The organism is Methylibium sp., from assembly GCF_035762065.1.
Lineage (GTDB): Bacteria > Pseudomonadota > Gammaproteobacteria > Burkholderiales > Burkholderiaceae_C > Methylibium.
On the sequence record NZ_DASTPW010000006.1, the window covers coordinates 29,776 to 56,432 of the forward strand.

At 71.9% G+C, this 26,657-nt stretch carries 26 protein-coding genes; 7 read left to right on the top strand and 19 right to left on the bottom strand.

Features of this window, described 5'->3' with window-relative positions; translation table 11 throughout:
- Window positions 1–6: 6 nt before the first annotated feature.
- The 8 genes from VFR90_RS02750 to hslR form a co-directional block, all read right to left on the bottom strand.
- Window positions 7–1,512 (bottom strand): DUF3526 domain-containing protein, encoded by a 1,506-nt coding sequence (locus tag VFR90_RS02750; protein WP_326404460.1) that lies wholly within the window; start codon window positions 1,510–1,512, stop codon window positions 7–9.
- Window positions 1,509–2,237 (bottom strand): ABC transporter ATP-binding protein, encoded by a 729-nt coding sequence (locus tag VFR90_RS02755; protein WP_326404461.1) that lies wholly within the window; start codon window positions 2,235–2,237, stop codon window positions 1,509–1,511. The genes VFR90_RS02750 and VFR90_RS02755 overlap by 4 nt, the downstream gene beginning before the upstream one ends.
- 17 nt (window positions 2,238–2,254) lie before the next feature.
- Window positions 2,255–4,285: a TonB-dependent receptor gene (locus VFR90_RS02760; RefSeq protein ID WP_326404462.1), complete on the bottom strand. Its 2,031-nt coding sequence runs from the start codon at window positions 4,283–4,285 to the stop codon at window positions 2,255–2,257.
- A 196-nt stretch (window positions 4,286–4,481) separates the two neighbouring features.
- Window positions 4,482–4,979 carry a hypothetical protein gene (locus VFR90_RS02765; RefSeq protein ID WP_326404464.1) on the bottom strand — a complete coding sequence of 166 codons (498 nt, stop codon included), beginning with the start codon at window positions 4,977–4,979 and terminating at the stop codon, window positions 4,482–4,484.
- 94 nt (window positions 4,980–5,073) lie between these two features.
- Window positions 5,074–6,210 carry a molecular chaperone DnaJ gene (gene dnaJ, locus VFR90_RS02770; protein ID WP_326404465.1) on the bottom strand — a complete coding sequence of 379 codons (1,137 nt, stop codon included), beginning with the start codon at window positions 6,208–6,210 and terminating at the stop codon, window positions 5,074–5,076.
- Between the two features lie 83 nt (window positions 6,211–6,293).
- A complete protein-coding gene (gene dnaK / locus VFR90_RS02775; RefSeq protein ID WP_326404466.1) occupies window positions 6,294–8,255 on the bottom strand; it encodes a molecular chaperone DnaK in 1,962 nt (653 codons plus the stop codon).
- 83 nt (window positions 8,256–8,338) lie between these two features.
- The gene (gene grpE / locus VFR90_RS02780) at window positions 8,339–8,917 is read right to left on the bottom strand and encodes a nucleotide exchange factor GrpE (protein ID WP_326404467.1); all 579 of its coding nucleotides are present in this window, start codon (window positions 8,915–8,917) and stop codon (window positions 8,339–8,341) included.
- Between the two features lie 146 nt (window positions 8,918–9,063).
- Entirely contained in the window at window positions 9,064–9,483 is a 420-nt protein-coding gene (gene hslR, locus VFR90_RS02785; protein ID WP_326404469.1) for an Hsp15 family ribosome-associated heat shock protein, read from the bottom strand.
- Window positions 9,484–9,561: 78 nt separating this feature from the next.
- Here hslR and nadB point away from each other — a divergent pair, with 78 nt between their 5' ends.
- Window positions 9,562–11,205 carry an L-aspartate oxidase gene (nadB, locus tag VFR90_RS02790; RefSeq protein WP_326404470.1) on the top strand — a complete coding sequence of 548 codons (1,644 nt, stop codon included), beginning with the start codon at window positions 9,562–9,564 and terminating at the stop codon, window positions 11,203–11,205.
- Between the two features lie 6 nt (window positions 11,206–11,211).
- Here the strand turns inward: nadB and VFR90_RS02795 are convergent, their stop codons facing one another.
- From VFR90_RS02795 to VFR90_RS02815, 5 genes are all read right to left on the bottom strand, one after another.
- On the bottom strand, window positions 11,212–11,697 hold the full coding sequence (locus tag VFR90_RS02795) for a hypothetical protein (protein ID WP_326404471.1): 486 nt from the start codon (window positions 11,695–11,697) through the stop codon (window positions 11,212–11,214).
- Between the two features lie 85 nt (window positions 11,698–11,782).
- Window positions 11,783–12,064: a late competence development ComFB family protein gene (locus VFR90_RS02800; protein ID WP_326404472.1), complete on the bottom strand. Its 282-nt coding sequence runs from the start codon at window positions 12,062–12,064 to the stop codon at window positions 11,783–11,785.
- A gap of 76 nt (window positions 12,065–12,140) precedes the next feature.
- The gene (gene nadC, locus VFR90_RS02805) at window positions 12,141–13,010 is read right to left on the bottom strand and encodes a carboxylating nicotinate-nucleotide diphosphorylase (RefSeq protein ID WP_326404473.1); all 870 of its coding nucleotides are present in this window, start codon (window positions 13,008–13,010) and stop codon (window positions 12,141–12,143) included.
- Window positions 13,010–14,125: a quinolinate synthase NadA gene (nadA, locus tag VFR90_RS02810; protein WP_326404474.1), complete on the bottom strand. Its 1,116-nt coding sequence runs from the start codon at window positions 14,123–14,125 to the stop codon at window positions 13,010–13,012. The genes nadC and nadA overlap by 1 nt, the downstream gene beginning before the upstream one ends.
- 133 nt (window positions 14,126–14,258) lie before the next feature.
- Entirely contained in the window at window positions 14,259–15,182 is a 924-nt protein-coding gene (locus VFR90_RS02815; RefSeq protein WP_326404475.1) for an AraC family transcriptional regulator, read from the bottom strand.
- A gap of 65 nt (window positions 15,183–15,247) precedes the next feature.
- Here VFR90_RS02815 and VFR90_RS02820 point away from each other — a divergent pair, with 65 nt between their 5' ends.
- From VFR90_RS02820 to VFR90_RS02840, 5 genes are read left to right on the top strand one after another with little or no spacing between them, the layout of a single operon-like run.
- Window positions 15,248–16,528 carry an MFS transporter gene (locus tag VFR90_RS02820; RefSeq protein ID WP_326404476.1) on the top strand — a complete coding sequence of 427 codons (1,281 nt, stop codon included), beginning with the start codon at window positions 15,248–15,250 and terminating at the stop codon, window positions 16,526–16,528.
- A 33-nt stretch (window positions 16,529–16,561) separates the two neighbouring features.
- The gene (locus tag VFR90_RS02825; RefSeq protein ID WP_326404478.1) at window positions 16,562–18,304 is read left to right on the top strand and encodes a thiamine pyrophosphate-dependent enzyme; all 1,743 of its coding nucleotides are present in this window, start codon (window positions 16,562–16,564) and stop codon (window positions 18,302–18,304) included.
- Window positions 18,301–18,810: an META domain-containing protein gene (locus VFR90_RS02830; protein ID WP_326404479.1), complete on the top strand. Its 510-nt coding sequence runs from the start codon at window positions 18,301–18,303 to the stop codon at window positions 18,808–18,810. The genes VFR90_RS02825 and VFR90_RS02830 overlap by 4 nt, the downstream gene beginning before the upstream one ends.
- Before the next feature lie 21 nt (window positions 18,811–18,831).
- Window positions 18,832–19,338 (top strand): ribonuclease E activity regulator RraA, encoded by a 507-nt coding sequence (rraA, locus tag VFR90_RS02835; RefSeq protein ID WP_326404480.1) that lies wholly within the window; start codon window positions 18,832–18,834, stop codon window positions 19,336–19,338.
- Window positions 19,335–20,051 carry a hypothetical protein gene (locus VFR90_RS02840; RefSeq protein WP_326404481.1) on the top strand — a complete coding sequence of 239 codons (717 nt, stop codon included), beginning with the start codon at window positions 19,335–19,337 and terminating at the stop codon, window positions 20,049–20,051. The genes rraA and VFR90_RS02840 overlap by 4 nt, the downstream gene beginning before the upstream one ends.
- A gap of 32 nt (window positions 20,052–20,083) precedes the next feature.
- On the opposite strand, the gene VFR90_RS02845 is transcribed toward VFR90_RS02840, so the two are convergent.
- The 6 genes from VFR90_RS02845 to VFR90_RS02870 all read right to left on the bottom strand — a co-directional run bounded on the left by VFR90_RS02845 (window position 20,084) and on the right by VFR90_RS02870 (window position 25,689).
- The gene (locus VFR90_RS02845; RefSeq protein WP_326404482.1) at window positions 20,084–22,807 is read right to left on the bottom strand and encodes a putative bifunctional diguanylate cyclase/phosphodiesterase; all 2,724 of its coding nucleotides are present in this window, start codon (window positions 22,805–22,807) and stop codon (window positions 20,084–20,086) included.
- Window position 22,808: 1 nt separating this feature from the next.
- Window positions 22,809–23,258 carry a prepilin-type N-terminal cleavage/methylation domain-containing protein gene (locus tag VFR90_RS02850; protein ID WP_326404483.1) on the bottom strand — a complete coding sequence of 150 codons (450 nt, stop codon included), beginning with the start codon at window positions 23,256–23,258 and terminating at the stop codon, window positions 22,809–22,811.
- 104 nt (window positions 23,259–23,362) lie between these two features.
- A complete protein-coding gene (locus VFR90_RS02855) occupies window positions 23,363–23,857 on the bottom strand; it encodes a MarR family winged helix-turn-helix transcriptional regulator (protein ID WP_326404485.1) in 495 nt (164 codons plus the stop codon).
- On the bottom strand, window positions 23,839–24,462 hold the full coding sequence (locus VFR90_RS02860) for a hypothetical protein (RefSeq protein ID WP_326404486.1): 624 nt from the start codon (window positions 24,460–24,462) through the stop codon (window positions 23,839–23,841). The genes VFR90_RS02855 and VFR90_RS02860 overlap by 19 nt, the downstream gene beginning before the upstream one ends.
- A 22-nt stretch (window positions 24,463–24,484) precedes the next feature.
- On the bottom strand, window positions 24,485–25,465 hold the full coding sequence (locus VFR90_RS02865; RefSeq protein WP_326404488.1) for a thiolase family protein: 981 nt from the start codon (window positions 25,463–25,465) through the stop codon (window positions 24,485–24,487).
- Window positions 25,351–25,689, bottom strand: a complete 339-nt coding sequence (locus VFR90_RS02870) for a hypothetical protein (RefSeq protein WP_326404489.1) — start codon at window positions 25,687–25,689, stop codon at window positions 25,351–25,353. The genes VFR90_RS02865 and VFR90_RS02870 overlap by 115 nt, the downstream gene beginning before the upstream one ends.
- A 181-nt stretch (window positions 25,690–25,870) precedes the next feature.
- Between VFR90_RS02870 and VFR90_RS02875 the strand changes: the two genes are divergently transcribed.
- A partial coding sequence (locus VFR90_RS02875) for a crotonase/enoyl-CoA hydratase family protein (RefSeq protein WP_326404487.1) occupies window positions 25,871–26,657 on the top strand: 787 nt, incomplete at its 3' end.

The following is a 26,657-nucleotide window of genomic DNA, read 5'->3' on the forward strand; positions in this document are numbered from 1 at the left end:
CCTCGGTCAGACCGCGCGCAGGCGGTCCGCCGCCCGCAGCGCGAACACGCCGCACAGCAGCGCCCACAGTCCCAGCGCCGCGAGCGGCTGTGCCTGCCGGGCCCAGGCCCAGGCGGCCGGCGGCGGCGCGTAGGCGAACGGCGGCACCTGCTGCCACAGCGCACGGCCGGCCTTGTAGTTGGCATCGCCGTAGCGGCTGAAGTTGGCGATGTCGTCGTTCATCGCCTTCTGGATGACGCGCCGATAGCCCTCGGCGGCGTCGGCGAAATGGCGCTGGTGCGCGCCGTCGCTCGCGGCGAAGCCCATCGACGCCGGCTGCAACGCCAGGCGCGGCAGCGCGGCGCCCAGCACCACGGCCAGCGTGCGCTGGCGCTGCTCGGTCGCCGCGAGCGCCGCGTGGTGCTTGTCGAACACGCGGTAGCCGTTCTCCTCGCCTTGCTGCAGCGCCAGGCCGCGGAAGTTCTGCGGCAGCTCTTCGAGCCGGTCGACGCCGTGCTCGTCGAGCAGCTTCTTCTTGAAGGCCTGGAAGCCCGGATGCGCTTCGTCGTGGCCGCTGAAGCTCGCGCGGATCTCGGCGGCGACCTGCGACTGGAACGCCGCCGCCGAAGGCGACGGGAAGACGCTGCGCGCGATGTCGCCGGCCAGCCGCGGCGCGACGAAGGCATTGAGCACCCAGAACGCCAGCAGCAGCACCAGCGCCTGCCGCGACGACGCCGCGCGCGCCGACACCGCGAGCGTCAGCGCGACGAAGCCGAGCAGGTAGACGAGGTAGCCGGCGCCGAGGCCCGCCGCGCGTGCAAGCAGGTCGCCGCGCGGCGCGGCATGCTCGTCGGGCCAGGCGAGTGCCGCGCCCATGCCGATCACGGCCAGCGGCAGCAGCACCACCGCGAGCAGCCCGGCCAGCGCGAGCGCCTTGCCCAGCAGCAGGTCGCGCGCGCGCACGCCCTGGCCGAGCAGCAGCTTCAAGGTGCCGCGCTCGCGTTCGCCGCTGAAAGCCGGGAAGCCGAGCAGCACCACCAGCAGCGGCGCGAGCACCTGCAGCACGAAGCCGACGCTCAGGTCGCCGAAGCGCTGCAGCGCGGTCGCGTCGCGCGCCGGGCGGAAGCGGAAGTCGTTGCGCTTGTGCGCCTCCATCCAGGTCGTCACGCCGACGTAGGGCGCGACGCCCGGATCGACGAAGGCCAGCGCGCTCGGCGGCTTGAAGGCGTACTGGCCGAAGTGGGCTGCGCCGTGCGGGTTCTTGTCGCCCTGGTCGAGCCACTGCGCGTAGCTCGCCTCGCGCGCGGCGGTGTGCTCGGCCTCGACCTGCAGCGCGCGCTGCCAACCGAGCAGCGCGCCGACCGCGAGCAGCGCGAGCAGCAGGCCGAGCGCCCAGCCGAAGCGGCGGTCGCGCCGCATCGCGGTCCATTCGGCGCGGGCGACCGTCAGCACCGCGGACGCGGGCTTGGCCGGCGAGGACGCCACCGCCGTCGCGGCGAGCCGGTCGCTCGGCAGACGAACTCGGGTGCTCATGCCGCCACCTCCGCCTCGTCGTCCTCGGCCTGCAGCTCGAGGTAGACGCGCTCGAGGTCGACGTGATCCAGCTCGGCGGTCGCCATCGTCTTCAGCAGCCGCCCGCGCCGCATGATCCCGACGCGATCGGCCGCCTGCTTCGCGAGGAAGAGGTCGTGCGTCGCCATCAGGATCGCGACGCCTTGTGCCTTGAGCTGCTGCAGGAGCCGCGAGAACTCGTTGGCCGCCTTCGGGTCGAGCCCCGAGGTGGGCTCGTCGAGCAGCAGCGCCTGCGCGCCCTTGGCGAGCGCGATCGCGATGCCGACCTTCTGCCGCATGCCCTTCGAGTAGCCGGCGACGCGCTCGGCGCCGCGGCCGCGTGCGAGGCCTGCCTGGTCGAGCCACTGCGCGAGCTCGGCGTCGCCGGGCCGGCGGCCGAGCGCGAGCGTCGCGAAGTAGGCGAGGTTCTCCAGGCCGCTGAGTGCGCCGTAGAGCATCACGTTCTCGGGGATGTAGGCGACGCGGCGCTTGGCGGCAAGCGGGTCGCGCGCGACCTCGACGCCGCCCACCAGCGCCTGCCCGCCGCTGGGCTCGACGAAGCCCATGAACAGATGGATGGTCGTCGTCTTGCCGGCGCCGTTCGCGCCGAGCAGCGCGAAGATCTCGCCCGGCTCGACCTTCAGGTCGAGCGGATGCAGCGCCACCGCCTCGGCGTAGCGCTTGTGCAGTCCTCGTGCTTCGAGCATCGCCGTCTCCTTCGCCTTCACAGGAAGCTGTACTTGAATACCGCGCCGAACTCGAGCCGCGGTTTCGGGTTGAAGCTGGTGCCGGCCTGGTCGGAGCCGAATTCGCGCGGCTGCCAGATCAGGTAGCCCGTGTAGGCGCTGCGGCCCTGCTCGAAGCTGAGCCGCGCGTTGACCAGCTCCCAGGGGTCGGTCTCGCGCTCGCTCGTGCCGACGTAGTAGGGCTCGGGCGCGGAGTGCAGGTAGGACAGGTCGAACAGCAGCCGGCCGCCTCGATACGGCATCGCGCTTTCGAGGCCGGCGCCGTAGAGATCGGGCGCCACGTTGGCGAGCTTCGTCTGCCCCGCGACCAGCGGGTTGGCGACCCGCGCCTTCACGTGCGCCCACGAGCCGTAGACGACGAGCGACTCGTTGACGCTCCAGCGCGCATCGAGCTCGAAGCCGTCGCGCCGGCTGTCGCCGATGTTGACGAGGAGGCCGCTGCCCGGCGGGTCCTGGCGCAGCTCGCTGCGGATCTCGGTGCGGTAGACGTTGGCGTTGACGCGCACCGGCCCGAGCTTCGCGTTCAAGCCGAGGTCGCGCGTCGTGCCGGTCGGAATGGCGAAGTCGAAGTTCGCTGCGCCGACCGCGCCGGACGGCGACAGCTCGGCCGCGCCGAGCGAGCGGAAGCCTTCGCCGGCGTTCGCGTAGACCGTCAGCGCCTTGCTTACTTCGTAAGCCGCGCCAAAGCGCGGCGAGCCGAGGTGCTGCGAGCCCGAGCCCGAGCGTTCGGGACGGCGGCGGTTGTCGATCGCCTGGTGGAAGCTGTCGAGCCGCCAGCCGCCGACGAGCTTGAGCGCGTCGATCGGCTTCCACTGCGCCTGCACGAAGGCGCCGTAGCTCGCGATGGCCAGCCCGTAGTCGCTGTTGACGGCGCCGGTGCGGCTGCGCGCGACGGTCGCGAAGTTGCCGATGTCGCCGCGGTCCTGGCGCGTGTCGACGCCCAGCGTGACGGCGACGCGCTCGCCGAGCGGCGCGTGGTAGTGCAGCCGGCCGCCGAAGACGGTGCGCTTGTCGAACTGCTCGGTCTGCAGCATGGGCATCGCGGCGTTGAAGCTGCTGTAGCGGACGCGGTCGAAGGCATCGACGTAGGCGGTGCCGGACCAGCCGGCGTCGCCGGTGCGCGGCTGCCAGCTCGCGACCAGGCCGTAGCGCGCGTTGTCGCCGCCGTCGCTTCGGTACGGCGTCGAGCGCGGGTCGACCCGGCCGGCCTTGACCGCATCGAAGTCGAGGTAGCCGGGCACGTCGTAGTCGGCGCGGTAGGCGTTGGCGCGCAGGCTGACCAGGCTCGCGCCGAGCGGCAGCGTCGCTTTCGCGAGCAGGCTGTAGCGGTCGTACCGCGAGCGGTCGCGCCAGCCGTCGGAGTGGTAGGCCTCGCCGGCGGCGAAGGTCTGCACGCCGTCGGGCTCGCCCGGCTGCCGGCAATGCACGCCGGCGACGCGGCCGAGGCCATAGCGGCCGGCCTCCAGACTCACGCTCGACGCCGGCGCGCAGCGGCGCGTCACGATGTTCACGACGCCGGCCAGCGCCTGGTCGCCATAAAGGGCCGAGAACGGGCCCTTGACGACTTCGACGCGCTCGATCATCTCGGGCGTCAGCCAGTTGTATTCGGACGTGCCGTGCCCGCCGATGCCGCCCGAGGGGATGTTCTGCGGCACGCCGTCGATGAAGAAGCCGGTGGCGATGCCGTGCGATCCGTTGCCGAAGCCGCGCATCACGAAGGGCGAGCCGATGTCGCCCTGGCCGAAGTTCACCGACTGCACGCCGGGGATCGCGCGGTAGAGGTCGCTGTAGGAGCGCAGGTTGAGCCGCTCGATGCGCTCGGCATCGAGCACCTGCACCGGCGCGGGCAGGGCTTCGCTGCGCGGCGAAAGATCGAGCTTGTCGTCGCGGCTGCCGGTGACCTGCACGGCCGGCAGCGTCTGCGCGATGACGGCGGCTTCGGGGGCCGGCGGCGTTTGCGCGAAGGCGCAGGCGGCCGTGCCGAGCAGTGCGGCGCAGCTGCTGCGCACGGGAACGCGCGGACGGCCGCGGCTGGCGCGGCTGGATGAGCGATGCATGGCGGCTGGGGACCGGTCGGGGCCGCCGTTCGGCGGCCGAGGGAACAGCCGGCCTGCCCGGGGCCGCGTCTTCGAGGCGCGAAGCGCGCCACGACGCAGCGGCCGCGAGCAGGGCGGGGCGACGCAGGCTGGCGGCAGCCAGCGCGTCTCAGGCCCGGGGCGGTCGCTCGATCGCCGGCAGGCTGCGCGACGCGAAGCCGGCCACTGCCGTCGCCGGCCAGCGCCGCGCCGCTTCGGCCGCGCCGGGATGCACGCCGACGACCGCGTCGACCGCGAGCGCGCCCGCGGCGCCGGAGCCGGTGGCGGCTTCGCCGTCGTCGAGGGCGATCACGCCGGCGTCGTCGCCGGCGTGGCGATGCGGCCCGGCGCCGTGGTCGTGCTCGGGGTCCTCGCCGGCGTGCAGCGACGCCGCGCGCCGATCGCCGGGCACGATGCGGCGAGCGTCCTGCCAGCCGGCCATCAGCCGCGCTTCGTCGAGAGCTGCCGCGCCCGCGGGCGCATGCACATGCCGCGCGACCCCGAGCACGCCGCCGAGGCCGGCCTCCAGCGCGACCAGCGGCAGGCTCGCGATCACGGCCAGCAGCACCAGGCGCCGCGCGCCGTGGCGCAGCAGCGATCGCAGGAGCAGGGCAGGGGGCAGGGTCATCGGAGTCGCCGGCGCGGCGCCGCGCGGTATGCGCGGGCCGCTCGTCCGACTTACGGCGGCGACCCCGAAGCGGATGCAGCGATCCGCGCGCTCGCTACTTGAAGAGGTCCTTGACCCGGTCGGCCCAGCTCTTCGTGTTCGGTGAGTGGCGGTCGCCGCCCTTCTTGAAGCTGTCGTCGAGCTCCTTCATCAGCTTGCGCTGGTGCTCGGTCAGCTTGATCGGCGTCTCGACCGCGATGTGGCAGTAGAGATCGCCGGGGTAGCTCGAACGCAGGCCCTTGATGCCCTTGCCGCGCAGGCGGAAGGTCTTGCCGTGCTGGGTGCCCTCGGGCAGTTCGATTTCCGCCGAGCCGCCGAGCGTGGGCACGCCGATCGCGCCGCCGAGCGCGGCGGTGGTCATCGGCACGGGGATCGTGCAGTGCAGGTCGTCGCCGTCGCGCTCGAAGATCTCGTGCGACTTGATGCGGATCTCGATGTAGAGGTCGCCCGCCGGCCCGCCGTTGGTGCCCGGCTCGCCGTTGCCGGCCGAGCGGATGCGCATGCCCTCGTTGATGCCGGCGGGGATCTTCACCTCGAGCGTCTTCTGGTTCTTGATGCGGCCGGCGCCGCTGCAGGCAGGGCAGGGCTCGGGGATCACCTTGCCGGTGCCGCGGCAGTTCGGGCAGGTCTGCTGGATGCTGAAGAAGCCCTGGCGCATGTGCACCTGGCCCGAGCCGTTGCAGGTGGGGCAGGTCTTCGCGCTGGTGCCGGCCTTCGCGCCGGAGCCGTTGCAGGTCTTGCAGTCGTCCCAGCTCGGGATACGGATCTGCGTGTCCTTGCCGCGCGCCGCCTCCTCGAGCGTGATCTCCATCGAGTACGAGAGATCGTTGCCGCGGTAGACCTGCGCGCCGCCGCGGCGCGCGCCGCCCTGGTTGAAGATGTCGCCGAAGATGTCGCCGAAGGCTTCGGCGAAGCCGCCGAAGCCTTCGGCCCCCGGGCCGCCGCGCGCGCCCATGTTCGGGTCGACGCCGGCATGGCCGTAGTGGTCGTACGCGGCCCGCTTGTTCGAGTCGGACAGCATCTCGTAGGCCTCCTTGGCCTCCTTGAATGCTTCCTCGGCCTTCTTCGCGCCCTCGCCCTGGTTGCGGTCGGGGTGGTGCTTCATGGCCAGCTTGCGGTAGGCCTTCTTGATGTCTTCCTCGCTGGCGTTCTTCGCCACGCCGAGGATTTCGTAGTAATCGCGCTTCGCCATGAACAGCCTTCGTCAGACACGAAACCCCCGCGGGCTTCTAAGGCCTCGCGGGGGTGGATCGTCGGGTCAGGTCGGGATCGTCATCAACCCTGCTTCTGGTCCTTGACTTCCTTGAAGTCGGCGTCGACGACGTTGTCGTCGCTGGCCGGCTTCGCCGCCGAAGGCTGCGGCTGGGACGCCGCGTCGCCACCGGCCGCCGCACCGGCCGCGGCCTGCGCCGCCTGCACGTCGGCGTAGACCTTCTCGCCCAGCTTCTGGCTCGCGGCCATCAGCGCCTCGGTCTTGGCTTCGATGTCGGCCTTGTCCTCGCTCTTCAGCGCGGTCTCGGCGTCCTTCAGCGCGGCTTCGATCTTGGTCTTCTCGTCGGCGTCGAGCTTGTCGCCGTGCTCGGCGAGGCTCTTCTTCACCGAGTGGACCATCGCGTCGGCCTGGTTGCGCGCGGTGACCAGCTCGATCTTGCGCTTGTCCTCGGCGGCATTGAGCTCGGCGTCCTTCACCATCTTCTGGATCTCGTCCTCGCTGAGGCCCGAGTTCGCCTTGATGGTGATCTTGTTCTCCTTGCCGGTGCCCTTGTCCTTCGCGCCGACGTGCAGGATGCCGTTCGCGTCGATGTCGAAGCTCACCTCGATCTGCGGCATGCCGCGCGGCGCCGGCGCGATGCCTTCGAGGTTGAACTCGCCGAGCATCTTGTTGCCGGTGGCCAGCTCGCGCTCGCCCTGGTAGACCTTGATCGTCACGGCCGGCTGGTTGTCGTCGGCCGTGCTGAACACCTGCGAGAACTTGGTCGGGATCGTGGTGTTCTTGGTGATCATCTTGGTCATCACGCCGCCGAGCGTCTCGATGCCCAGCGACAAGGGCGTCACGTCGAGCAACAGCACGTCCTTGCGGTCGCCCGCGAGCACCTGGCCCTGGATGGCGGCGCCGACGGCCACGGCCTCGTCGGGGTTCACGTCCTTGCGCGGCTCCTGCGCGAAGAACTCCTTGACCTTCTCCTGCACCTTCGGCATGCGCGTCATGCCGCCGACCAGGATCACGTCGTGGATGTCGCTGACCGACACGCCCGCGTCCTTGATCGCCGTGCGGCACGGCGCGATGGTCCGCTCGATCAGGTCCTCGACCAGCGCTTCGAGCTTCGCGCGCGTGAGCTTGATGTTGAGGTGCTTCGGGCCGGTGGCGTCGGCCGTGATGTATGGCAGGTTGATGTCGGTCTGCGCGCTGTTCGACAGCTCGATCTTGGCCTTCTCGGCCGCTTCCTTCAGGCGCTGCAGCGCGAGCACGTCCTTGCTGAGATCGACGCCCTGGTCCTTCTTGAACTCCGCGATGATGAAGTCGATGATGCGCTGGTCGAAGTCCTCGCCGCCGAGGAAGGTGTCGCCGTTGGTCGAGAGCACCTCGAACTGCTTCTCGCCTTCGACGTCGGCGATCTCGATGATCGAGACGTCGAAGGTGCCGCCGCCCAGGTCGTAGACGGCGATCTTGCGGTCGCCCTTCTCGTTCTTGTCGAGGCCGAAGGCGAGCGCCGCGGCGGTCGGCTCGTTGATGATCCGCTTCACGTCCAGGCCCGCGATGCGGCCGGCGTCCTTCGTGGCCTGGCGCTGCGCGTCGTTGAAGTACGCGGGCACGGTGATCACCGCCTCGGTGACCGGCTCGCCGAGGTAGTCCTCGGCGGTCTTCTTCATCTTGCGCAGCACCTCGGCCGACACCTGCGGCGGCGCGAACTTCTTGCCGCGCACCTCGACCCACGCGTCGCCGTTGTCGGCCGCGGCGATGGTGTAGGGCATCAGGTCGATGTCCTTCTGCACTTCCTTCTCGGTGAACTTGCGGCCGATCAGGCGCTTCACCGCGTACAGCGTGTTGCGCGGGTTCGTGACCGCCTGACGCTTGGCACTCGCGCCGACCAGCACCTCGCCGTCTTCCTGGTAGGCAATGATCGACGGCGTGGTGCGCGCACCTTCGCTGTTCTCGATCACGCGGGTGGTGTTGCCTTCCATGATGGCGACGCACGAGTTCGTGGTCCCGAGGTCGATGCCGATGATCTTGGCCATGTTGATGTGCTCCTGGGCGATGTCGGATGCGGTGGAAGTTGTGGACAACTTCCGCGGGTTCAATGAGGAAACGAGTGCGCGCGCTACTTCGGCGCGACCACGGTGACGAGCGCCGGGCGCAGCACGCGCTCGGCGATGAGGTAGCCCTTCTGAAGCACCGCGACGATGGTGTTGGGCTCCTGGCCTTCGGCGCCGGGCACCATCGTGATGGCCTGGTGCTGGTGCGGATCGAAGCGGGTGCCGGCCGGCGGCGCGATCTCGACGACCTTGTGCCGCTCGAAGGCGCTGGCCAGCTGGCGCAGCGTCGCGTGCGTGCCTTCGCGCAGCTGCTCCGGCTGAGCGTTGGCGATCGCAAGCGCCGCCTCGAGGCTGTCCTTCACCGGCAGCAGGCTTTCGCAGAAGGACTCGATCGCGAACTTGCGCGTCTTGCTCATCTCCTCGTCGGAGCGGCGGCGGGTGTTCTCGACCTCGGCCTTGGCGCGCAGGTAGGCGTCGGACAGTTCGGCGTGCCGCGCTTCGAGCGCGACCAGCCGCTCCTCGGCGCTTTGCTCGGCGCCGGTCGGGGCGGCATCGGACGACGGGACTTCGTCGAGGCCGCCGGCCCCGGTGGTGGTGGCCAGGGTCTTGAGCACCTGGTCTTCGTCGGACGCGGGTTTTTCCATCGTGAGGGTCGTCTTCGTTGGGGCGCAGCCGCCAGGGACCGCGGAAAGCATGACCGCGCGCTTGGCGCCGGTGCGATCGGACCTTGGGCCCGTGTCCGCGATTTCAAGAGGGAGATTCGCCCGACGGCGCGATCGCGGCAGGTCGGTCAACCGTCCGGCTCCAGGCTGGCGCTCCAGCGTTGCCAGTCGGCCAGCTTGCGGCGGTCGCGCTTGCTGGGCCGGCCGTGTTCCAGCGTCGCGGCCGGCTCGGGGGCGAGCCGGGCTTGGCGGGCGCGAGCTTCGCGGGCGGCGAGGCTCTCCGGCGTTTCGGCGTAGAGCGCCTGCGCCACGGGCGCCGGGCCGCGCACCGCCGAGATCGCCAGCACGTCGAGCACCCGCTCGACGCCACCGGGCTGGCGCAGCCGGACGCGGTCGCCGGGGCGCACCGGGCGAGAAGCTTTGGCGACCTGGCCGTTGACCTCCACGCGCGTCCGCTCGATGGCCTCGGCCGCCAGCGCGCGCGTCTTGTAGAAGCGCGCGGCCCACAGCCATTTGTCGAGGCGGACGTCGGCGGCGGTCTTCGTCATCAGGGCGCGGATTGTCGCGGGAGCCGCCGCGGCGGATGCACTTCTAGAATCGCCGCCCACTGCAGCCCGGAGCGCCCCATGCCGTCGTCGAAGTCCGTGTTGCCGCCGCATCCGGTCGTGGTCGTCGGTGCCGGCCTCGCCGGCCTGACCGTCGCGCTGCATCTGGCCGACCGCCATCCGGTCGTCGTGCTCGCCAAGCGCGGCATGCACGAAGGCGCGACGGCCTGGGCGCAAGGCGGCATCGTCGGCGTGCTCGGCAGCGATGACAGCATCGAAAGCCACGTCCGCGACACGCAGGAAGCCGGTGCCGGACTCGTTGACGAAGACACCGCGCGCTACATCGCGAAGCGCAGCGCCGAGGCCATCGAATGGCTGGTCGCGCGCGGCGTGCCGTTCTCGCCCGACCCGAGCGGCCCGATGGGCCTGCACCTGACGCGCGAGGGCGGCCACGCCGTGCGGCGCATCGCGCATGCCGCCGACGCGACCGGCCGCGCGATCCACGAGGCGCTGCTCGTCGAGGTGAAGCGTCACCCGAACATCGCGCTGCGCGAGCGCTGGATGGCGCTGGACCTCATCACCCAGCGGCACCTGAAAGGCGACGGCGAGCCGCGCTGCCACGGCGTCTACGCGCTCGACATCGACGGCAAGCGCGTCGAGGCGCTGGCCGCCACCGCGGTCGTGCTCGCGACCGGCGGCGTCGGCAAGGTCTACCGCTACACGAGCAATCCCGACACCGCGACCGGCGACGGCATCGCGATGGCCTACCGCGCCGGCTGCCGGGTCGGCAACATGGAATTCATCCAGTTCCACCCGACGTGCCTGTACCACCCGCAGGAGCGCAGCTTCCTCATCACCGAAGCGCTGCGCGGCGAAGGCGCGCAACTGAAGCTGCCGGAGGCCAACGGGTCGAGCGGCGAGCGCTTCATGGCCGCGCACGACGAACGCCTCGAACTGGCGCCGCGCGACATCGTCGCCCGCGCGATCGACTTCGAGATGAAGAAGCACGGCCTCGATCACGTGTGGCTCGACGCGACGCATCTCGGCGAAGCGTTCCTGAAGGAGCACTTCCCCACGGTGCATGCGCGCTGCCTCGCGCTCGGCATCGACATCGCGAAGCAGCCGATCCCCGTCGTGCCGGCCGCGCACTACACCTGCGGCGGCGTCGTCACCGACCTGCATGGCCGCTGCGACCTGCCGGGCCTCTATGCGGTCGGCGAGACCACCTACACCGGGCTACACGGCGCGAACCGGCTGGCGAGCAACTCGCTGCTCGAATGCGTGGTGCTCGGCAAGAGCTGCGCCGAGCACATCCTTTCGCAAGGCGAGGTGCGGGTGCCGGTGCTGCCGGCATGGGACGAGAGCCAGGTCGAGAACGCCGACGAGCAGGTGGTCATCAGCCACAACTGGGACGAGCTGCGGCTGCTGATGTGGAACTACGTCGGCATCGTGCGCACGACCAAGCGGCTCGAGCGCGCCTTGCACCGCATCAAGCTGCTGCGCAGCGAGATCGACGACTACTACGCGAACTTCCGCGTGAGCCGCGACCTGCTGGAACTGCGCAACCTCGTCGATTGCGCCGAGCTCATCGTGCGCAGCGCGCTCAGCCGCCACGAAAGCCGCGGCCTGCATTCGAGCCGCGACTTCCCGGCGACATTGCCGGTGAGCTTTCCGACGATCCTGACGAGGAAGCCGAAGCGCAAGGCGCCGCCCTGGGCGGCGTGAGTCTTGTCAGGGCTGGTAGCAGGCGCCGCTCGCATCGTGGTCGATGCGAATCAGATCACCGCCGGCGCCGCCCCAAATGTTGCCGTCGGCGAAGATCAGGCAGCCCTCGCCCTTGTAATGCACCTGCATGCGGCGCGCATCGTTGCCGAAGTAGAACGGGATCCAGCGCTTGCCCGATTCATAGGTATGCGATCGATCGGGGGTGCGGTCCAGTACGTTCTGCACATCGCTCATCGACATCCCGATCTGCAGCTTGGCGAACTTGCTGTTCGGCATCGGCGTACCCGTAACGACACCGTCGAACTTGCCATCCCGCGACTTGACGGCTCGCTCGGTCGAGCTGGGTGTGGGGCTGGTGGTGGCTGCCGCATCGGCGGCCGGCGGTTTGCCGGCGCAGCCTGCAAGTGATAGCGCGACGATGCTCGGAAGTAGGCGTGCGATGGGCATGTTCAGTTCGAAGTGGAAAACCTCGGAAGAGGCGAAGCCGTGCAATCTACTCAAGCTCCTTGCCGATGCGGCTCCTGCAGCCGCATCGCCGGCGTGAGCTAATCCGCACCTCGTGCGATCTCGGCAAGCCTTACCTCGCCCGCATCGCCGTCCTCGCCTGCACGAACTCGAAGGCGTAAGCCACGCTCTCCGTCACCGCCGCGTCGAGCGCGGCGCGTTCCTTGTCGGTCAGGTAGAAGGCCAGATCGACTTCGTGGCGGATGTAGCGCGTGGGCAGGCGGTTGAGCGCGACGCAGGCGACGTCGGGCCACTTGTCTTCGTGGACGCCGGGATAGCCGGCGGCGCTGGCGACGACCGCCTCGAAGACGGCGCGTTCGTAGTAGTTGTGGATGGACGTGAAGTCGGCGCTCATCCAGGCACTATCGGCGCGGGCGCCTGCGCGCTGAAGCGGGATCAGCACCGCTTTCGCGGGCAGTTCGTGATGCAGTTCAGCCCGCGAGCACGCGCATGGAGAAGTCGGTCGCCTTCACGTCCTTCGTGAGCCCGCCGATCGAGATGCGATCGACGCCGGTGGCGGCGATCCCGCGCACCTGGTCGAGCGCGACGCCACCCGAAACTTCGAGCAGCGCGCGGCCCGCCGTCAGCGCCACGGCCTCGCGCATGCGCGCGAGATCGAAGTTGTCGAGCAGCACGCTCGTCGCGCCGTGATCGAGCGCCTCGCGCAACTGCGCGATCGACTCGACCTCGATCTGGATGTCCACGCCGGCGTTCAGCTCGCGCGCCGCGCGCAGCACCTGCGCGATGCCGCCGGCCGCCGCGATGTGGTTTTCCTTGATCAGGATGCCGTGCCACAGCGCGAGCCGCTGGTTCTGGCCGCCGCCGACACGCACCGCGTACTTCTGCGCCTGTCGCAGGCCGGGCAGCGTCTTGCGGGTATCGAGGATCGCGCAGCCGCGAGGGTTCGCGGAGGCACCGGCGATCGCGTCGACGTGCCGGCGCGTCAGCGTCGCGGTGGCCGACAGCAGCTGCAGGAAGTTGAGCGCGGGGCGCTCGGCCGCGAGCAGCGCGCGGGCCTCGGCTTCGATCTCGACGACCGGCGTCGCCGCGCGCATCGCCGCGCCTTCGTCGTAGTGCCAACGCAGCTTCGCTTCGGCATCCAGCGCATGAAGGCAGGCCTCGAACCAGTCGCGTCCGCACAGTACCGCGTCTTCGCGCACCAGCACGCGGGCCGCGACGCGCCGGCCTGCGGGCACGAGGCGGCCGGTCCAGTCGGCGCGGCCGAGGTCTTCCATCAGCGCGTCGCGCACATTGCGTTCGCGCGCCTGTTCCAGCGTCTCGTTGATGTCGAAGGCGAGCATCACGCGGCCCCGATGTTTGGCACGAAGCCGCGCGCCGGCTGGCTGATCGCCGCCGGGTTCGCCTTGACGAAGTCGAGCATCCGCTCGATGCAGCCCAGCGCTTGGCTACGCGTCGGCTCGGGCACGGTGATCTGCGGCGCCTGCCGTTCCAGGCAATCGACCAGCCCCTGCAAGCCGTTCATCGCCATCCACGGGCAATGCGCGCAGCTCTTGCAGGTGGCGCTGTTCCCCGCGGTCGGTGCTTCGAGCAGCGTCTTGCCCGGTGCCAGCTGACGCATGCGGTGCAGGATGCCGTTGTCGGTCGCGACGATGAAGGTGGACTTGTCGCTCTTCACCACCGCGTTCAGCAGCTGCGAGGTGGAGCCCACGACGTCGGCCAGGTCGACCACGCTGCGCGGCGATTCGGGATGCACGAGCACCAGCGCATCGGGGTGTTCGCGTTTCATCAACTCGAGCTCGATGCCCTTGAATTCGTCGTGCACGATGCATTCGCCCTGCCACATCAGCATGTCGGCGCCCGAGTGGTCGGCGATGTAGCGGCCGAGGTGGCGGTCCGGCGCCCACAGGATCTTTTCGCCGCGCGCGCGCAGGTGCTCGACGATCGCGATGGCGCAGGAGCTCGTCACCATCCAGTCGGCCCGCGCCTTCACCGCGGCGCTGGTGTTCGCGTAGACCACCACGGTGCGGTCAGGGTGCGCGTCGCAGAACGCCGCGAACGCGTCGGGCGGACAGCCCAGGTCGAGCGAGCAGGTCGCGTCGAGGTCGGGCATCAGCACCGTCTTTTCGGGCGACAGGATCTTGGCGCTCTCACCCATGAAGCGCACGCCGGCGACCACCAGCGTCCGTGCCGCGTGGTCGCGCCCGAAGCGCGCCATCTCCAGCGAATCGCTGACGCAGCCGCCGGTCTCGAGCGCCAGATCCTGCAGGTCGCCGTCGACGTAGTAATGCGCGACGAGGACGGCATCGCGTTGCGCGAGCAACGCCTTCGCGCGCGCCTTCAGCCCGGCGCGTGACGCCGGCGTGAGCGGCGCGGGCGCCTTGGCCCAGGCCTGTGCGGTGCAGGCCACGCCGGCGGCGTCCTGCTTGGTGAAGTCGTAGAGGATCTGTTGGCTCATCGCTTGCCTTTTTCGTCCTGCGATTGTCCGGCGGCGGGCCGCAGGCTCAAGCCGGCGGTGTGATTCGACCGTGCCGGCATGCGCGATTGCAGCACCGCCTTCGGCGCGACGGCGTCATCGTTGCCCCGCCCGGTCACGTGGCGCCGCTGGCCGCCGCCTTCGCACCGAGCGCGTTGCCGACGAGTGCGCCTCGAGCCGAACCGAACAGGCTGCTCGGCGGCGCGCCGAACGTGCGCCTCACCATCGCGCTGAACGCGCTCGGGCTCGCATAGCCCAGCTCCGCGGCGATCTCGCCCATCGGCGTCTTGCGCGCGGCGAGCGTCAGTGCGCGCGCCAGCAGCACCTGCTGGCGCCATTGGCCAAAGCTGGTGCCGAGCTGCTCGCGGAACAGGCGGGCGACGGTGCGTTCGCTCGCGCCGACGTCGCGCACCCAGTCGCTGAGGGTGACGTGGCGGGTCGGGTCGTCGAGCACCGTTTCGCACAGCGTGCGCAGGCGGCGGTCGTCGGGCAGCGCGACGCCCAGCGGCACCGGCGCGGCGCGCCGAAGCTCGTCGGCCAGCAGCGGCGCGATCAGCTTCTCGCGCTGCAGCTCGGCCTCGCTCGGCGGCATGCCGCCGTCGGGCGCGTGCGGCAGCGCCAGCATCAGCGCGCGCAGCAGCTCCGAGACCTCGAGCACACGGCAACGCTGCCAATCGGCGTCGACCTGGCTCCGCGACTTCGCTTTCGGCTTGCCCGGCCCGCAGCGCCCGCCCGGCTGGTGCAGGTAGAGCGTGCGCATCTCGGCCGATTCGACAACAGTGACCGCGTGCTCGATGCCCGGCGGGATCCACACCGCCCGCGACGGCGGCACGAGGTAGGTGCCGCGGCCGGCGGTGATGCGCATCACGCCGGTCGCCGACCACGCGAGCTGCGCCCACGGGTGACGGTGTGGCACCACACGCGTGTGCGCCTCGTGCAGCGTGTGCTTCGCGCGCAGCGGACGTGCCGGCGTGGGCTCGAACAGATGCGGCGTGACCGGGCCGACGCTCGCCGCGGCGACGGAGGAGGGGCTTGGCATGATCTCGACAGAAGCTGTCTCGCTATCGTAAGCAAGCCGGGCGCGCCCCACCTAGCATCGAGGGCATGCCGACCACCGCTTCCGCCGACTTGCCCGCGCCGTCCGCGCCCGGCGTGCCCTTGCGCCAGGACGCGCGCACGATCGGCCTGATCGGCCTCGCGCACGGCACTTCGCACTTCTTCCACATGCTGCTGCCGCCGCTGTTCCCGGCGTTCATCCGGGACTTCGGGCTCAGCTACTCCGAGCTCGGGCTGCTGGTCACGGCCTTCTTCGTGATCTCGGGCATCGGCCAGGCGCTGGCCGGCTTCCTGGTCGATCGCGTCGGCGCGCGGCCCGTCCTCTTCCTCGCGCTCGCCTGCTTCGTCGGCGCGGCGCTGGCTGCCGCCTCGGCGCAGGGCTATGGCGGCCTGATGCTGGCGGCGGCGCTCGCCGGGCTCGGCAACTCGCCGTTCCACCCGGTCGACTTCACGATCCTCAACAAGCGCGTTTCCGCGCCGCGGCTGGGCCACGCTTTCTCCGCGCACGGCATCAGCGGCAACCTCGGCTGGGCGCTGGCGCCGGTGTTCCTGGCCGGCATCGCCGCGCTGGCCGGCTCGTGGCGGATCGCCTACCTCGCCGCGGCGGCGTACGCGGGCCTGGTGCTGGTGGTTCTGTTCATCCAGCGCGACGCGATCGACGACCGCGCCGGCACCTGGGCGCACGAAGCGAAGACCGGCGCGCCGGCGGCCGCGCGCGCCGAGCATCCGCTTGCCTTCCTGAAACTGGCCTCGGTGTGGCTGTGCTTCGCGTTCTTCTTCTGGAGCACCGCGGCGCTCAGCGCGATCCAGAGCTTCGCGAGCCCGGCGCTGCACGAGATGTACGGCCTGCCGCTCGCACAGACGGCCTTCGTCGTCACGGGCTACATGCTGTGCGGCGCCGCGGGCATGGTGGTCGGCGGCTTCCTGGTCGGGCGCTCCCCGCGGCTCGAACGCAACATCGGCCTCGCCATGAGCGCGGCGGCCGTGGCCTTGTTCGTCGCGGGCAGCGGCGCGCTGCCGGGCGCGGCGGCCGCGGCGCTGGTGGTGCTCGGCGGCTTCGGCGTCGGGCTGGCCGGGCCGTCGCGCGACATGCTGATCAAGCGCGCCTCGCCGCCGGGGGCGACCGGGCGCGTCTACGGCACCGTCTACTCGGGGCTCGACATCGGTTTCGCGCTGGCCTCGCCGGTGTTCGGCGCGCTGCTCGATCGGGGCCACGCCAGCGGCGTCTTCCATGGCGCCGGCCTGATGCTGCTGATGGGCGTGGCCTCGGCGGCGCTGGTGGGCTCGCGGGTGGCCCGCATGCGCGGCGCCGCGCCGCTCGCGGCCTGATCGGGGAGCAAGGCGCTCGGTACATTGCGCGGCATGCCGTCCAAGCCGCCGATCGAACGCCCCACCGCACCGCGTATCGCGGGCCACGCGCTGGTCGAGGCGCTGATCGAGCAGGGCATCGACACCTGCTTCGGCGTGCCCGGCGAAAGCTTTCTGGCGGTGCTCGACGGCCTGCACGAGCACCGCGATCGCATCCGCTTCGTCGCCTGCCGCCACGAAGGCGGCGCGGCGTTCATGGCGGAGGCGCAGGGCAAGCTGAGCGGGCGGCCCGGCGTGTGCCTGGTGACGCGCGCGCCCGGCGCGGCGAACGCGGCGATCGGCCTGCACACCGCCTTCCAGGACTCGACGCCGATGGTGCTGTGCATCGGCCAGGTCGCGAGCACCCAGCGCGACCGCGAAGCCTTCCAGGAGCTCGACTATCGGCAGATGTTCGGCCCAGGCACGCTCGGCATGGCGAAGTGGGTCGGCGAATGCGCGAGTGCGGATCGGCTGCCGGAGTACCTCGCGCGCGCCTTCCGGTGCGCCCTGCAGGGGCGGCCCGGCCCGGTGGTGCTGGTGCTGCCCGAGGACATGCTGGGCACGCCGACCGCGGCCGCGGTGCTGCCGCGCGTCGCGCCCGCGCTCGCGTGGCCGGCGCCCGGCGCGCTGCGCGAGGTGCGCGCGATGCTGATGGCGGCCGAGCGGCCGTTCGTGATCGCCGGCGGCAGCGGCTGGGACGCCGAGGCGGCCGCGGCCTTGCAGCGATTCGCCGAGAACTGGCAGCTGCCGGTCGGCTGCGCGTTCCGCTTCCAGGACACGTTCGACAACCGCCATCCGCTGTATGCCGGCGACGTGGGCATCGGGATCGATCCCAAGCTCGCCACGCGCGTCCGCGAGGCCGACCTGATCCTCGCCATCGGCCCCCGCCTCGGCGAGATGACGACCGGCGGCTACACGCTGCTCGACGCGCCGCGGCCCGCGCAGCGGCTGATCCACCTGCACGCCGGCGCGGAGGAACTGGGCCGCGTCTACGCCGCCGACGTGCTGCTGCAGGCCTCGATGGCCTGCGCTGCGAAGGCGCTGGAGGCGCTGGCCGCGCCGATCGACGTGCGCTGGCGCGCCTGGACCGACGCGGCCCGTGCCGACCGCGCGGCCAACCTCGTCGCGCCGCCCGTCGAGCCGATGGACCTGGCGGTGGTCGTGAAGGCGATGCAGGAGCTCGCGCCGCCGGACGCGATCTACACCAACGGCGCCGGCAACTACAGCGGCTGGCTGCACCGCTACCTGCGCTATCCCGGCCTGCAGCACCACGGCCGCACGCAGCTCGCGCCGACCTCGGGCGCGATGGGCTACGGCCTGCCGGCGGCCGTCGCCGCGGCGCTGCTGCAGCCGCATCGCACGGTGATCAACTGGGCCGGCGACGGCGATTTCCTGATGTCCGGCCAGGAGCTCGCGACGGCGATCGGCCACGGCGCGCGGCGGCTCGTCAGCGTCGTCGTCGACAACGCCAGCTACGGCACGATCCGCATGCACCAGGAGCGGGAGTACCCCGGGCGCGTCAGCGGCAGCGGCTTGCGCAACCCCGACTTCGCCGCGCTCGCACGGGCGCACGGCTGGCGCGCGGCGACCGTCGAGCGCACCGCCGGATTCGAGCCCGCCTTCGCCGACGCGCTGGCGTCACGGCAGCCGACGCTGATCCACCTGAAGCTCGACACCGACGTGATCACCACCCGCACCACGCTGGGCGCGATCCGCGCCGCGGCCGAAACGATCCCCCACCAAGCCAGGCAGTCATGACCGCATCGATCCGCATCGCCCTCGCCGTTCTACTCGCCGCCGGGCTGGCCGCCTGCGCCTCGAAGGCGCCGCCGGCCGCCGGCCCGGCGCCGGCCGCCGTCGCACCGGCGCCGGCGGCGCCCGCCGCGACGCCGCGCGTTCCGCCCGACGCGCAGGTGCTCGGCCCGTGGCGCATCGAGCAGGCGCGCAGCGCGCCGCTGGCCGACCGGCGCAGCGCGCGCCTCGATTTCCGCGCCGACGGCACGATCGTCGGCCAGGCGAGCTGCAACGACTTCAGCGGCCGCTACACGCTGGCGGCCGACAAGCTATCGATCGGCCGGCTCGCCACGACGCGCAAGGCCTGCAGCGAAGCGCTGATGGAGCAGGAGGATCGCGTGCTCACCGCGCTCGAACGCGCGGCCCGCGCGACCGTGCCGCCGCACGGCTTCCTGACGCTTCACGACGCCGACGGCGCAGTGCTGATGCGCGCCTCGCGCTTCGAGCCGGCCTCGGACGCGGCGAAGTAGCCCGCTCGCGGAGCCGCGCCCATGACCACGCCCTTCCTCACCTGCGACCTCTGCGACACCCACAAGGCCGACACCAGCGGCGCCTTCCGGGTGCTGCCGCCGGGCTTCGCCAGCTTCGGCGGCGTCGTGCGCTTCGCCGGCCTCGTCAGCACCGTGAAGTGCTTCGAGGACAACAGCCTCGTGAAGGCCGCGCTCGACGAGCCCGGCCAGGGCCGCGTGCTCGTCGTCGACGGCGGCGGCTCGCTGCGCCGCGCGCTCGTCGGCGGCAACCTGGCGGCTGCGGCGGCGAAGCACGGCTGGGCCGGCATCGTCGTCGACGGCTGCGTGCGCGATGCGGCCGAGCTGGCGGCGGCCGCGGTCGGCATCCGTGCGCTGGGCCTGATGCCGCTGCCCACCGACAAGCGCAACGAGGGCCGGCGCGACGTGGCCGTCGTGCTGCAGGGCGTGCGCGTGCAGCCCGGCGACTGGCTGTGCGCCGACGAGGACGGCATCGTCGTGCTGCCTGCGGCCCCGAAGGCGCCGCGATGACCCCGCGGCGCTGCGTGCTCGCCTGGCTCGCGGCGCTCGCGGCGCCGTCGTTCGCGCAGCCGGGCAAGCGGCTCGAAGACGTGATCGAGGCGCTGCTCGCGGCCGAGCTGCCGCGGGTGATCGGCCCGGCCGCGCGATACACCTCGAAGGTCGAGGGCGCCTTTCCCGACGGCAGCCAGATCGAGCGGGTCGCGCTCGTCGGCGAGCGCGTTGCGCGGCCGGGCAACCCGGTGCTCGACCGCTTCGAAGCGACGCTGCGCCAGGTCGAGATCGACACGCTGCGCCGCCGGGTCGACGCGATCGGCGACGCACAGGTCGAGGTGCGGCTGCGCGCCGGCGACGTGGCCGGCTTCCTGCGCAGCCAGGGTTGGGTCGACGGCGCGGCGGTGGGCTTCACCGGGCGCGACGGCATCGTCGTCAGCGGCCGGCCGATGATGAACGGCTATGTCGCGCCCGGCCTCGGCGCGGCCGAGTTCCGCGGCCGGCTGCTGCCGCAGGGCTCGCAGCTGCGGCTCGCGGTCGATGCGGTGCGCATCGCCGGCTTCGAGGCGACTGAGATCGCGCGCGCGGTGCTCGAAGGCACGATCAATCCGATCGTCGACGCCCAGGCCTACGCGGTGCCGGCGCGCATCGACGACGCGGCGGTGAGCGAAGGCAACGTGATGGTGGTGCGCGCGTCGGGCAGCCGGGTGGTGCCGGTCGCGCCGAAGTAGCACCCACACCGCACCGACCGCGCCGAACCGGCTCAGCCCGCCGGCACGGCCGCTTCGGCCGCGACGCAGGCGGCGTGCGGATAGTCCTCGGCGCTCAACGGCTTCGCGTAGAGGAAGCCTTGCAGCTCGTCGCAGCCGAGCGCGCGCAGCGCCGCGGCCTGCGCCTCGGTCTCGACGCCCTCGGCCACGAGGCGCAGCCGCAGCGACTGCGCCAGCGCGACGATCGCGCGCGTGACGCTGTCGGCCGGGCCGCCGTCGCCGAGGTCGCGGACGAAGGCGCGGTCGATCTTCATCACGTCGAGCGGCATGCGCCCGAGGTAGCTCATCGACGAGTAGCCGGTGCCGAAGTCGTCGAGCGCGATCAGCACGCCCGCCACGCGCAGCCGCGTGAGCGTCGCGGTGGCGGTGCCGCCGTCGTCGACCAGCATGCTTTCGGTGACTTCGAGCTCCAGTCGCCCGCCTTCCAGGCGGTGGCGCACGAGCGCCGCGCGAACCTCGTCGAACAGCGTGGGTTCGGCGAGCTGCCGCGCCGAGAGGTTGACGGAGACCCGCTCGATCGCGACGCCCTCGCGCCGCCAGGCGGCCAGTTGCCGGCAGGCCTCGTCGAGCACCCAGCGGCCGATCGCTCGGATCGCGCCGGTCTCCTCGGCGGCCGGGATGAACCGGGCCGGCGACACCAGCCCGTGCTTCGGGTGCCGCCAGCGCACCAGCGCCTCGGCGCCGTGCGCCCGGCCGGTCCTGGCATCGACGCGCGGCTGGTAGTGCACGACGAGCTGGCCGCGCTCGACCGCCATCGGCAGCTCGTTGACGATCCAGGCGCGTTCTTCGGCCGCGCGTTCGAGCGCCGCGTCGTAGCGCCGCGTGCGCGCACCGCCGGCTTCCTTGGCTGCGTACATCGCCAGGTCGGCGCGGCGCAGCAGCGTGTTCGCGTCATCGCCGTCGGCCGGATGCAGCGACCAGCCGACGCTCGCGCCCAGCACGAACTCGTGCCCCTCGACGACGAAGACCTCGCCGAGGCAGGCGCAGACCGCGCGCGCGGCCGCCTCGGGCGCCAGCCGCGCCTGCGGGCCGGTGTCGAGCAGCAGCACGAACTCGTCGCCGCCCGGGCGCGCGACGATGGTCTCCGGCGGCAGCGCGTCGAGCAGCCGCTGCGCCGCGACGCGCAGCAGCGCGTCGCCGGCCGGATGGCCAAGGCTGTCGTTGACGCTCTTGAAGCGGTCGAGGTCCGCGAACATCAGCGCGAACGGCCGCTCGTCGGCAAGCGCCACCCGCAGCGCCGCCTGCAGGCCCGCGCGGTTGCGCAGGCCGGTGAGCGCGTCGTGCGTCGCTTCGCGCATCAGCTGGCGCGCATGCGCCGCGGCGGACAGCGCCACCGCGACGCGGCGGCCCAGGCCGTCGATGCGCGCGCGCCACGCGGGCGCATCCAGGGCGAGATCGGCCGCGCCCACCAGCACCGCGGCCTCGATGCGGCCGTGCGCCGAGGCGGCGGTGCGGTAGAGCACGGCGCCGTCGAGCCCGAGCCGGCGCGCCGCCAGCGCCGGCGGGCCGTCGGGCTCGAGCCAGGCGCCGGCATCGGCGAGCGCAGTCAAGCTGCGCGCGGCGTCGTCGTCGATCGTCGTGCCGCCGGCCCCACCCGCCGCCGATCGCCACTGCAGCCGCGGGCGGCCCCGGTCCGCCGCATCGACCACGACGATCGCGACCGTCGCGCCCGGCGCCAGCTCGCCCAGCAGTTCGAGCGCGCGCTCGAGCAGGCGGTCGGCATCGGCGGCGTCCAGGATCTCGCGGTCCATCGAAGAGAGCATCTGCAGCTCGCGCACATGCACCTGCATCTGCGTGGCCATGTCGTTGAAGGACTCGCCGAGCTCGCGGAACTCGTCGTCGCCGCTGAGCGCGACGCGCGCGGCGTAGTCCTGGCGCGCGAGCCGGCGCGTCACCGCCACCAGCCGCCGCAGCGGATCCATCGTGCGGCGCACCTGCGCGAGGCTCAGCACCGCGACGAGCAGCAGCAGCGCGAGCACCACCTTGGCCACCAAGCTGCCCAGCGGCAGGCCGGCCAGCGCGTCGGCGCCGCGCGGCCGCGAGGCTTCGAAGCGCCAGTCGCCCGCGCCGAACTCGTGCTCGAGGAACAGCGGCTTGCTCGCGTGCAGCAGCCCGGCGGCGGGCTCGGCCGCGGGCGCCGCCGGCGCGCCTTGCGCGCAATGCAGCGCCGCATGCCCGGCGTCGCGCACGCAGGCGGTGCCGCCGTCGAAGGCCTCGAACACGTCGGCCCAGAGGAAGCGCGCATCGACCTGCGCGAGCCAGCTGCGGTTGCCGCCGGCCTGGTGCAGCACCAGCACGACGGTCGCCGCGTCGCCGCCGGCCTTCCAGTGCAGCGACGTGCCGGGCGGTCGCGGCGCGCTGCGCCACCAGGCGAGCAGCGTGCGGGCCTCGGGCTCGGCCGGCAAGGCGGCGGCATGCGGATCGTCGAGCGAGATCGCGGTGAACAGGCTGCCGGGCGGCAGCGCCGCCGGTTGCTCGCCGCGCGCGGCCAGCAGCCGCAAGGCCGCGCGCGCGGCGACGAGCCGGTCGAACACGCGCAGTGCGTCGGCGCCGATCTCGTGTTCGAGCCGGCGCTGCTGCTGCTCCTGCGTCTGCGCGCGCAGGCTGCCGTAGGCCAGCACGCCGAGCACCGCGGCCGGCAGGCTCGCGGCCAGCAGGAATTGCGCGGCGATGCGCCGGCCGAGCCGCCCGGGGGCACGAGCGCGCGAGGCGGCCACGTCAGTAGTCGGAGGCGAGTCCGATGAAGCGGCCGTCGTTGGCGCGCACGATGTCGTCGCGGCTCGCCCGCGCGGTCAGCGGGCCGACGCTGCGCCCGTCGGGTCCCATGCTGTAGAGGTCGAAGTCGGTGTTGATCGGCACCAGCGAGTGGTCCTTGCGCGCATGGCCGTTGCCGCGCAGCGTCTGCAGGTTCAGGTACTGATAGGGGTTGCCCCAAGGATCGAGGGTGCCGGCCATGCCGATCTCGGCGAGCGAGGCCGGGTAGCTGCGCGCGTCCTGCCAGTGCAGCGAGAGGCGTGTGGCGATCGCCGCGATGTCGGTGACGGCCTGCGCGGTACGCGTGCGGGTGCGCCAGCTGTCGTAGGCCGGCAGCGCGATCGCGAGCAGCACGCCGATCAACGCGACCACCAGCATCGTCTCGATCAAGGTGAAGCCGCGTCGAGGGCGCATTCGACGAAGCGCCTTGCCGCGGCCTGCTGCGTCTGCCGTTTCCATGCCGTCGCTTTCGGCCGCGCGGCGGGCAACTTGAGCCGCGCCGTCGCGGCGCCCGCGGCTCAGCGCCGCGCCGCCAACTTGTGCAGCAGCTCCGCCAGCATCGCTCGCTCGGCCGCGCTCAGGCGGTCGAAGGCCAGGCGCTCGGCTTCGACCAGCGCGGCCGTGCCCTCGGCCGCGAGCCGCGCGCCGGCGGCGGTGACGGTCAGCTCGATCGAGCGCCCGTCCTGCGCGCTGGGCCGGCGTTCAATCAGCCGGCGCGCTTCGAGGCGGCCGAGCCACAGCGTCACGTTCGGCTTGTTCAGCGCGAGCGCGGTCGCGATGCGGCTCGGCGAAGCGCCCGCGTTGGCCGCGATCAGCGCGAGCATCGTGTACTCGACCGGCCGCAGCTCGTGCGGCGTGCCGACGCTGCGGTCGAACACCGCGTCGGTCGCGATCTTGGCCTGCGCGATCTGGTAGCCGAGCAGCGCGTGCAGCCCGGCTTCGCGCAACTCGCCTACGGGCGTCGAAGGGCCGGCGGGCTCGACCGCCGAGCGCTTCAGTGCGGCTCGGTCCATCGCTTCGCCAGTCCGCCCCAGCGCTCGCTGAAGATGCCTGCGTCCATGCGCTGCACGTCGCGCATCAGCGGCTCGAAGGCCATGTGCGCAAGCACGTCGCGCGCGATGTCGATGCCGGGTGCGACTTCGACCAGCTCCAGCCCGTCGGGGCGCAGCTTGAACACCGCGCGTTCGGTGACGAAGGTGACGTTCTGGCGCCGCTCGGCCGCGTCGCGGCCGTTGAAGGTGATCTGCTCGACCTGCTCGACGAACTTCGGCTTGCGGCCTTCCTTGACGATCTTCAGCTGCCCGCCGCCGATCGCCATTTCGAGCCCGCCCGCGGTGACCATCTTCATCATCTCCTTGCCCGTCCGCCCGAAGTGGCCCGCGACCACGCGCTTGATCATCCCGGGGTGCGCGAAGTGCTTCATGCCCGCGTCGCCCGAGTTGCCGACCGCGCCGCAGGCCCAGGTGGACAGGCTGCGCGGATGGCCGGTCGCGAGGAAATGGCGTTCGAGGCCTTGCAGGACTTCTTCGGGGAGGCTCGTGACGGCGAGGCCGCCGAGGAAGAGGGTCGCCTCGTCGGGCACCAGCGGGCCGACCTGATCGGCGGTGATGACCTTCATGGAAGTCCTCGCGACACCGGTGTCAGGCCGGGCGCCGGTCGGCGACGCGCAGCACGAGCGCGGCGCCGGTGTCGCCCGCGGCGCAACCGGTGAACAGGCCGACGCCGCCGCCGCGCAGCGCCAGTTCCTCGATCAGCTCGATCACCGCGCGCAGGCCGGTGGGGCCCTGCGGATGGCCCCAGACGATGCTGCTGCCGTAGTGGTTCATCCGCTGCCATGCGAAGCCGATGGCCTGCGCGAGCGCGATGTCGTTGACCGCGAACGGGTTGTGGGTCTTGAGCGCATCGACCTGCGCGATGCCAAGCCGCGCGTGCGCGAGCGCCTTCATTGCGGCCGGCGCCGGCGCCATCGGCATGTGCGCCTTCTCGACGCGGGCCTGGCCGAAGCCCAGCAGCTCGACCTCGATGCCGGCATCGAGCGCAAGCTCGCGGGCGTGCTCGCGCGTGGTGACGATCGCGCCGGCGTTGCCGTCGGCCGGGTGCGTCTGGCCGCCGAAGGTGATCGTGCCGCCTTCGCGCACCGGCTTCAGCCTGGCGAGCCCTTCGGCGGTGGTGGGGAACACGCCTTCGTCGGCGGCCAGCGTGCCGAGCTGCCTGCGAAAGCGGCTGTCGAAGATCGGCGCATCGACCATGTAGCGGCGCTGGAAGGCGCGGTCGTCGGCGAGCGCGGCCTGGTACTGCTGGAAGCGCAGCAGCTTGAGCTCATGCTGCTCGACGGTGCCGATGCCGTAGCGCCGCGCGACGTTCTCGCCGGTGACGAGCATCGATTCGCCGGCGTAGGGATCGCCGGCCATGTTGTCGGGCACCCAGTGCTCGGTGACGCCGTAGCCGCCGGGGGCGGTCGGGTCCGGGTGGTGGAGGACCGGGCCGTTGCTCTGCCGGTCGCACATCACCAGCAGCGCGCAGTTCGCGGTGCCGCCGGCAACTTCCTGCGCGGCCATCTGCAGCGCGCGCGTCGATGTGGCGCAGGCCTGCTGCACGGTGGGCCCGGCCACCGCGTCGATGCCATCAGCCCGGTGACGTAGGGCGGGCCGTAGAAGCTGCCCCGCTGCGGATTGGTGTGGCCGAGGATCGCGAGATCGATCCGGTCCATCGGCATGTGCCGCGCCTCGAGCGCGGCGCGGCCGGTGATCGCCGCCAGCCGCAGCGCGTTCATGTTCGCGAGCGAGCCCTGCCACTTCGCGAACGGCGTGGACCAGTAAAGGCCGTAGGGGATGAACGCAGGCATGGGGCTCCGGTGTGGCGTTCGACGAAGCCGATTATTCAACAGGTGAATCAAGTAGGGCAACGCGGACGATGGCTGCCGGCGCCGGTGCTCCCACGAAACTTGCCAGCCTCATGGAAGCGCCGCATCATCAGGCTTCCCACGATGTAATTCATACAACGAATCAAATCAAGGTCGCCGAACGATGAGTACCGACGCCTTCCGCCCCGCCGCCGGCGTGCTCGCCACGCTCGATCTCCTGGAGATCACGCAAAGCGGCCAGGTGCTGCACCTGCGCCTGAACCGCCCGGCCAAGCGCAACGCGATCTCCGACGCGCTGATCGCGCAGATCCACACCGCCTTCGTCAACCTGCCCGATGCGATGCGCGCGGTGATCGTCAGCGGCGCGGGCGAGCACTTCTGTGCCGGGCTCGATCTGTCCGAACTGGTCGAGCGCGATGTCCTCGGCGCGGTGCAGCACTCGCGCGGCTGGCACGCCTGCTTCGATGCGATCCAGTACGGCCGCGTGCCGGTGATCGCGGTGCTGCATGGCGCGGTGGTCGGCGGCGGGCTCGAGCTGGCCGCGGCCTGCCACCTGCGCGTGGCCGAAAGCTCGGCCTACTTCGGCCTGCCCGAAGGGCAGCGCGGCATCTTCGTCGGCGGCGGCGGCTCGGTGCGCGTGCCGCGGCTGATGGGCACCGCGCGCATGACCGACATGATGCTCACCGGCCGCGTCTTCGACGCGCGCGACGGCGAGCGCTTCGGCGTCGTCTCCTACCTCGTCGGGGAAGGCGAGGGCGTCGCGAAGGCCGTCGCGCTCGCGAACCGCATCGCGAACAACGCGCCGATGACGGCGTTCGCGGTGATGCAGGCCCTGCCGCGCATCGTCGAGCAGTCGCCCTCCGAAGGGCTGTTCACCGAAAGCCTGATGGCCGCGGTCGCGTCGAACACGCCCGAGGCACAGGCGCGGCTGCGCGCGTTCCTCGAAGGCA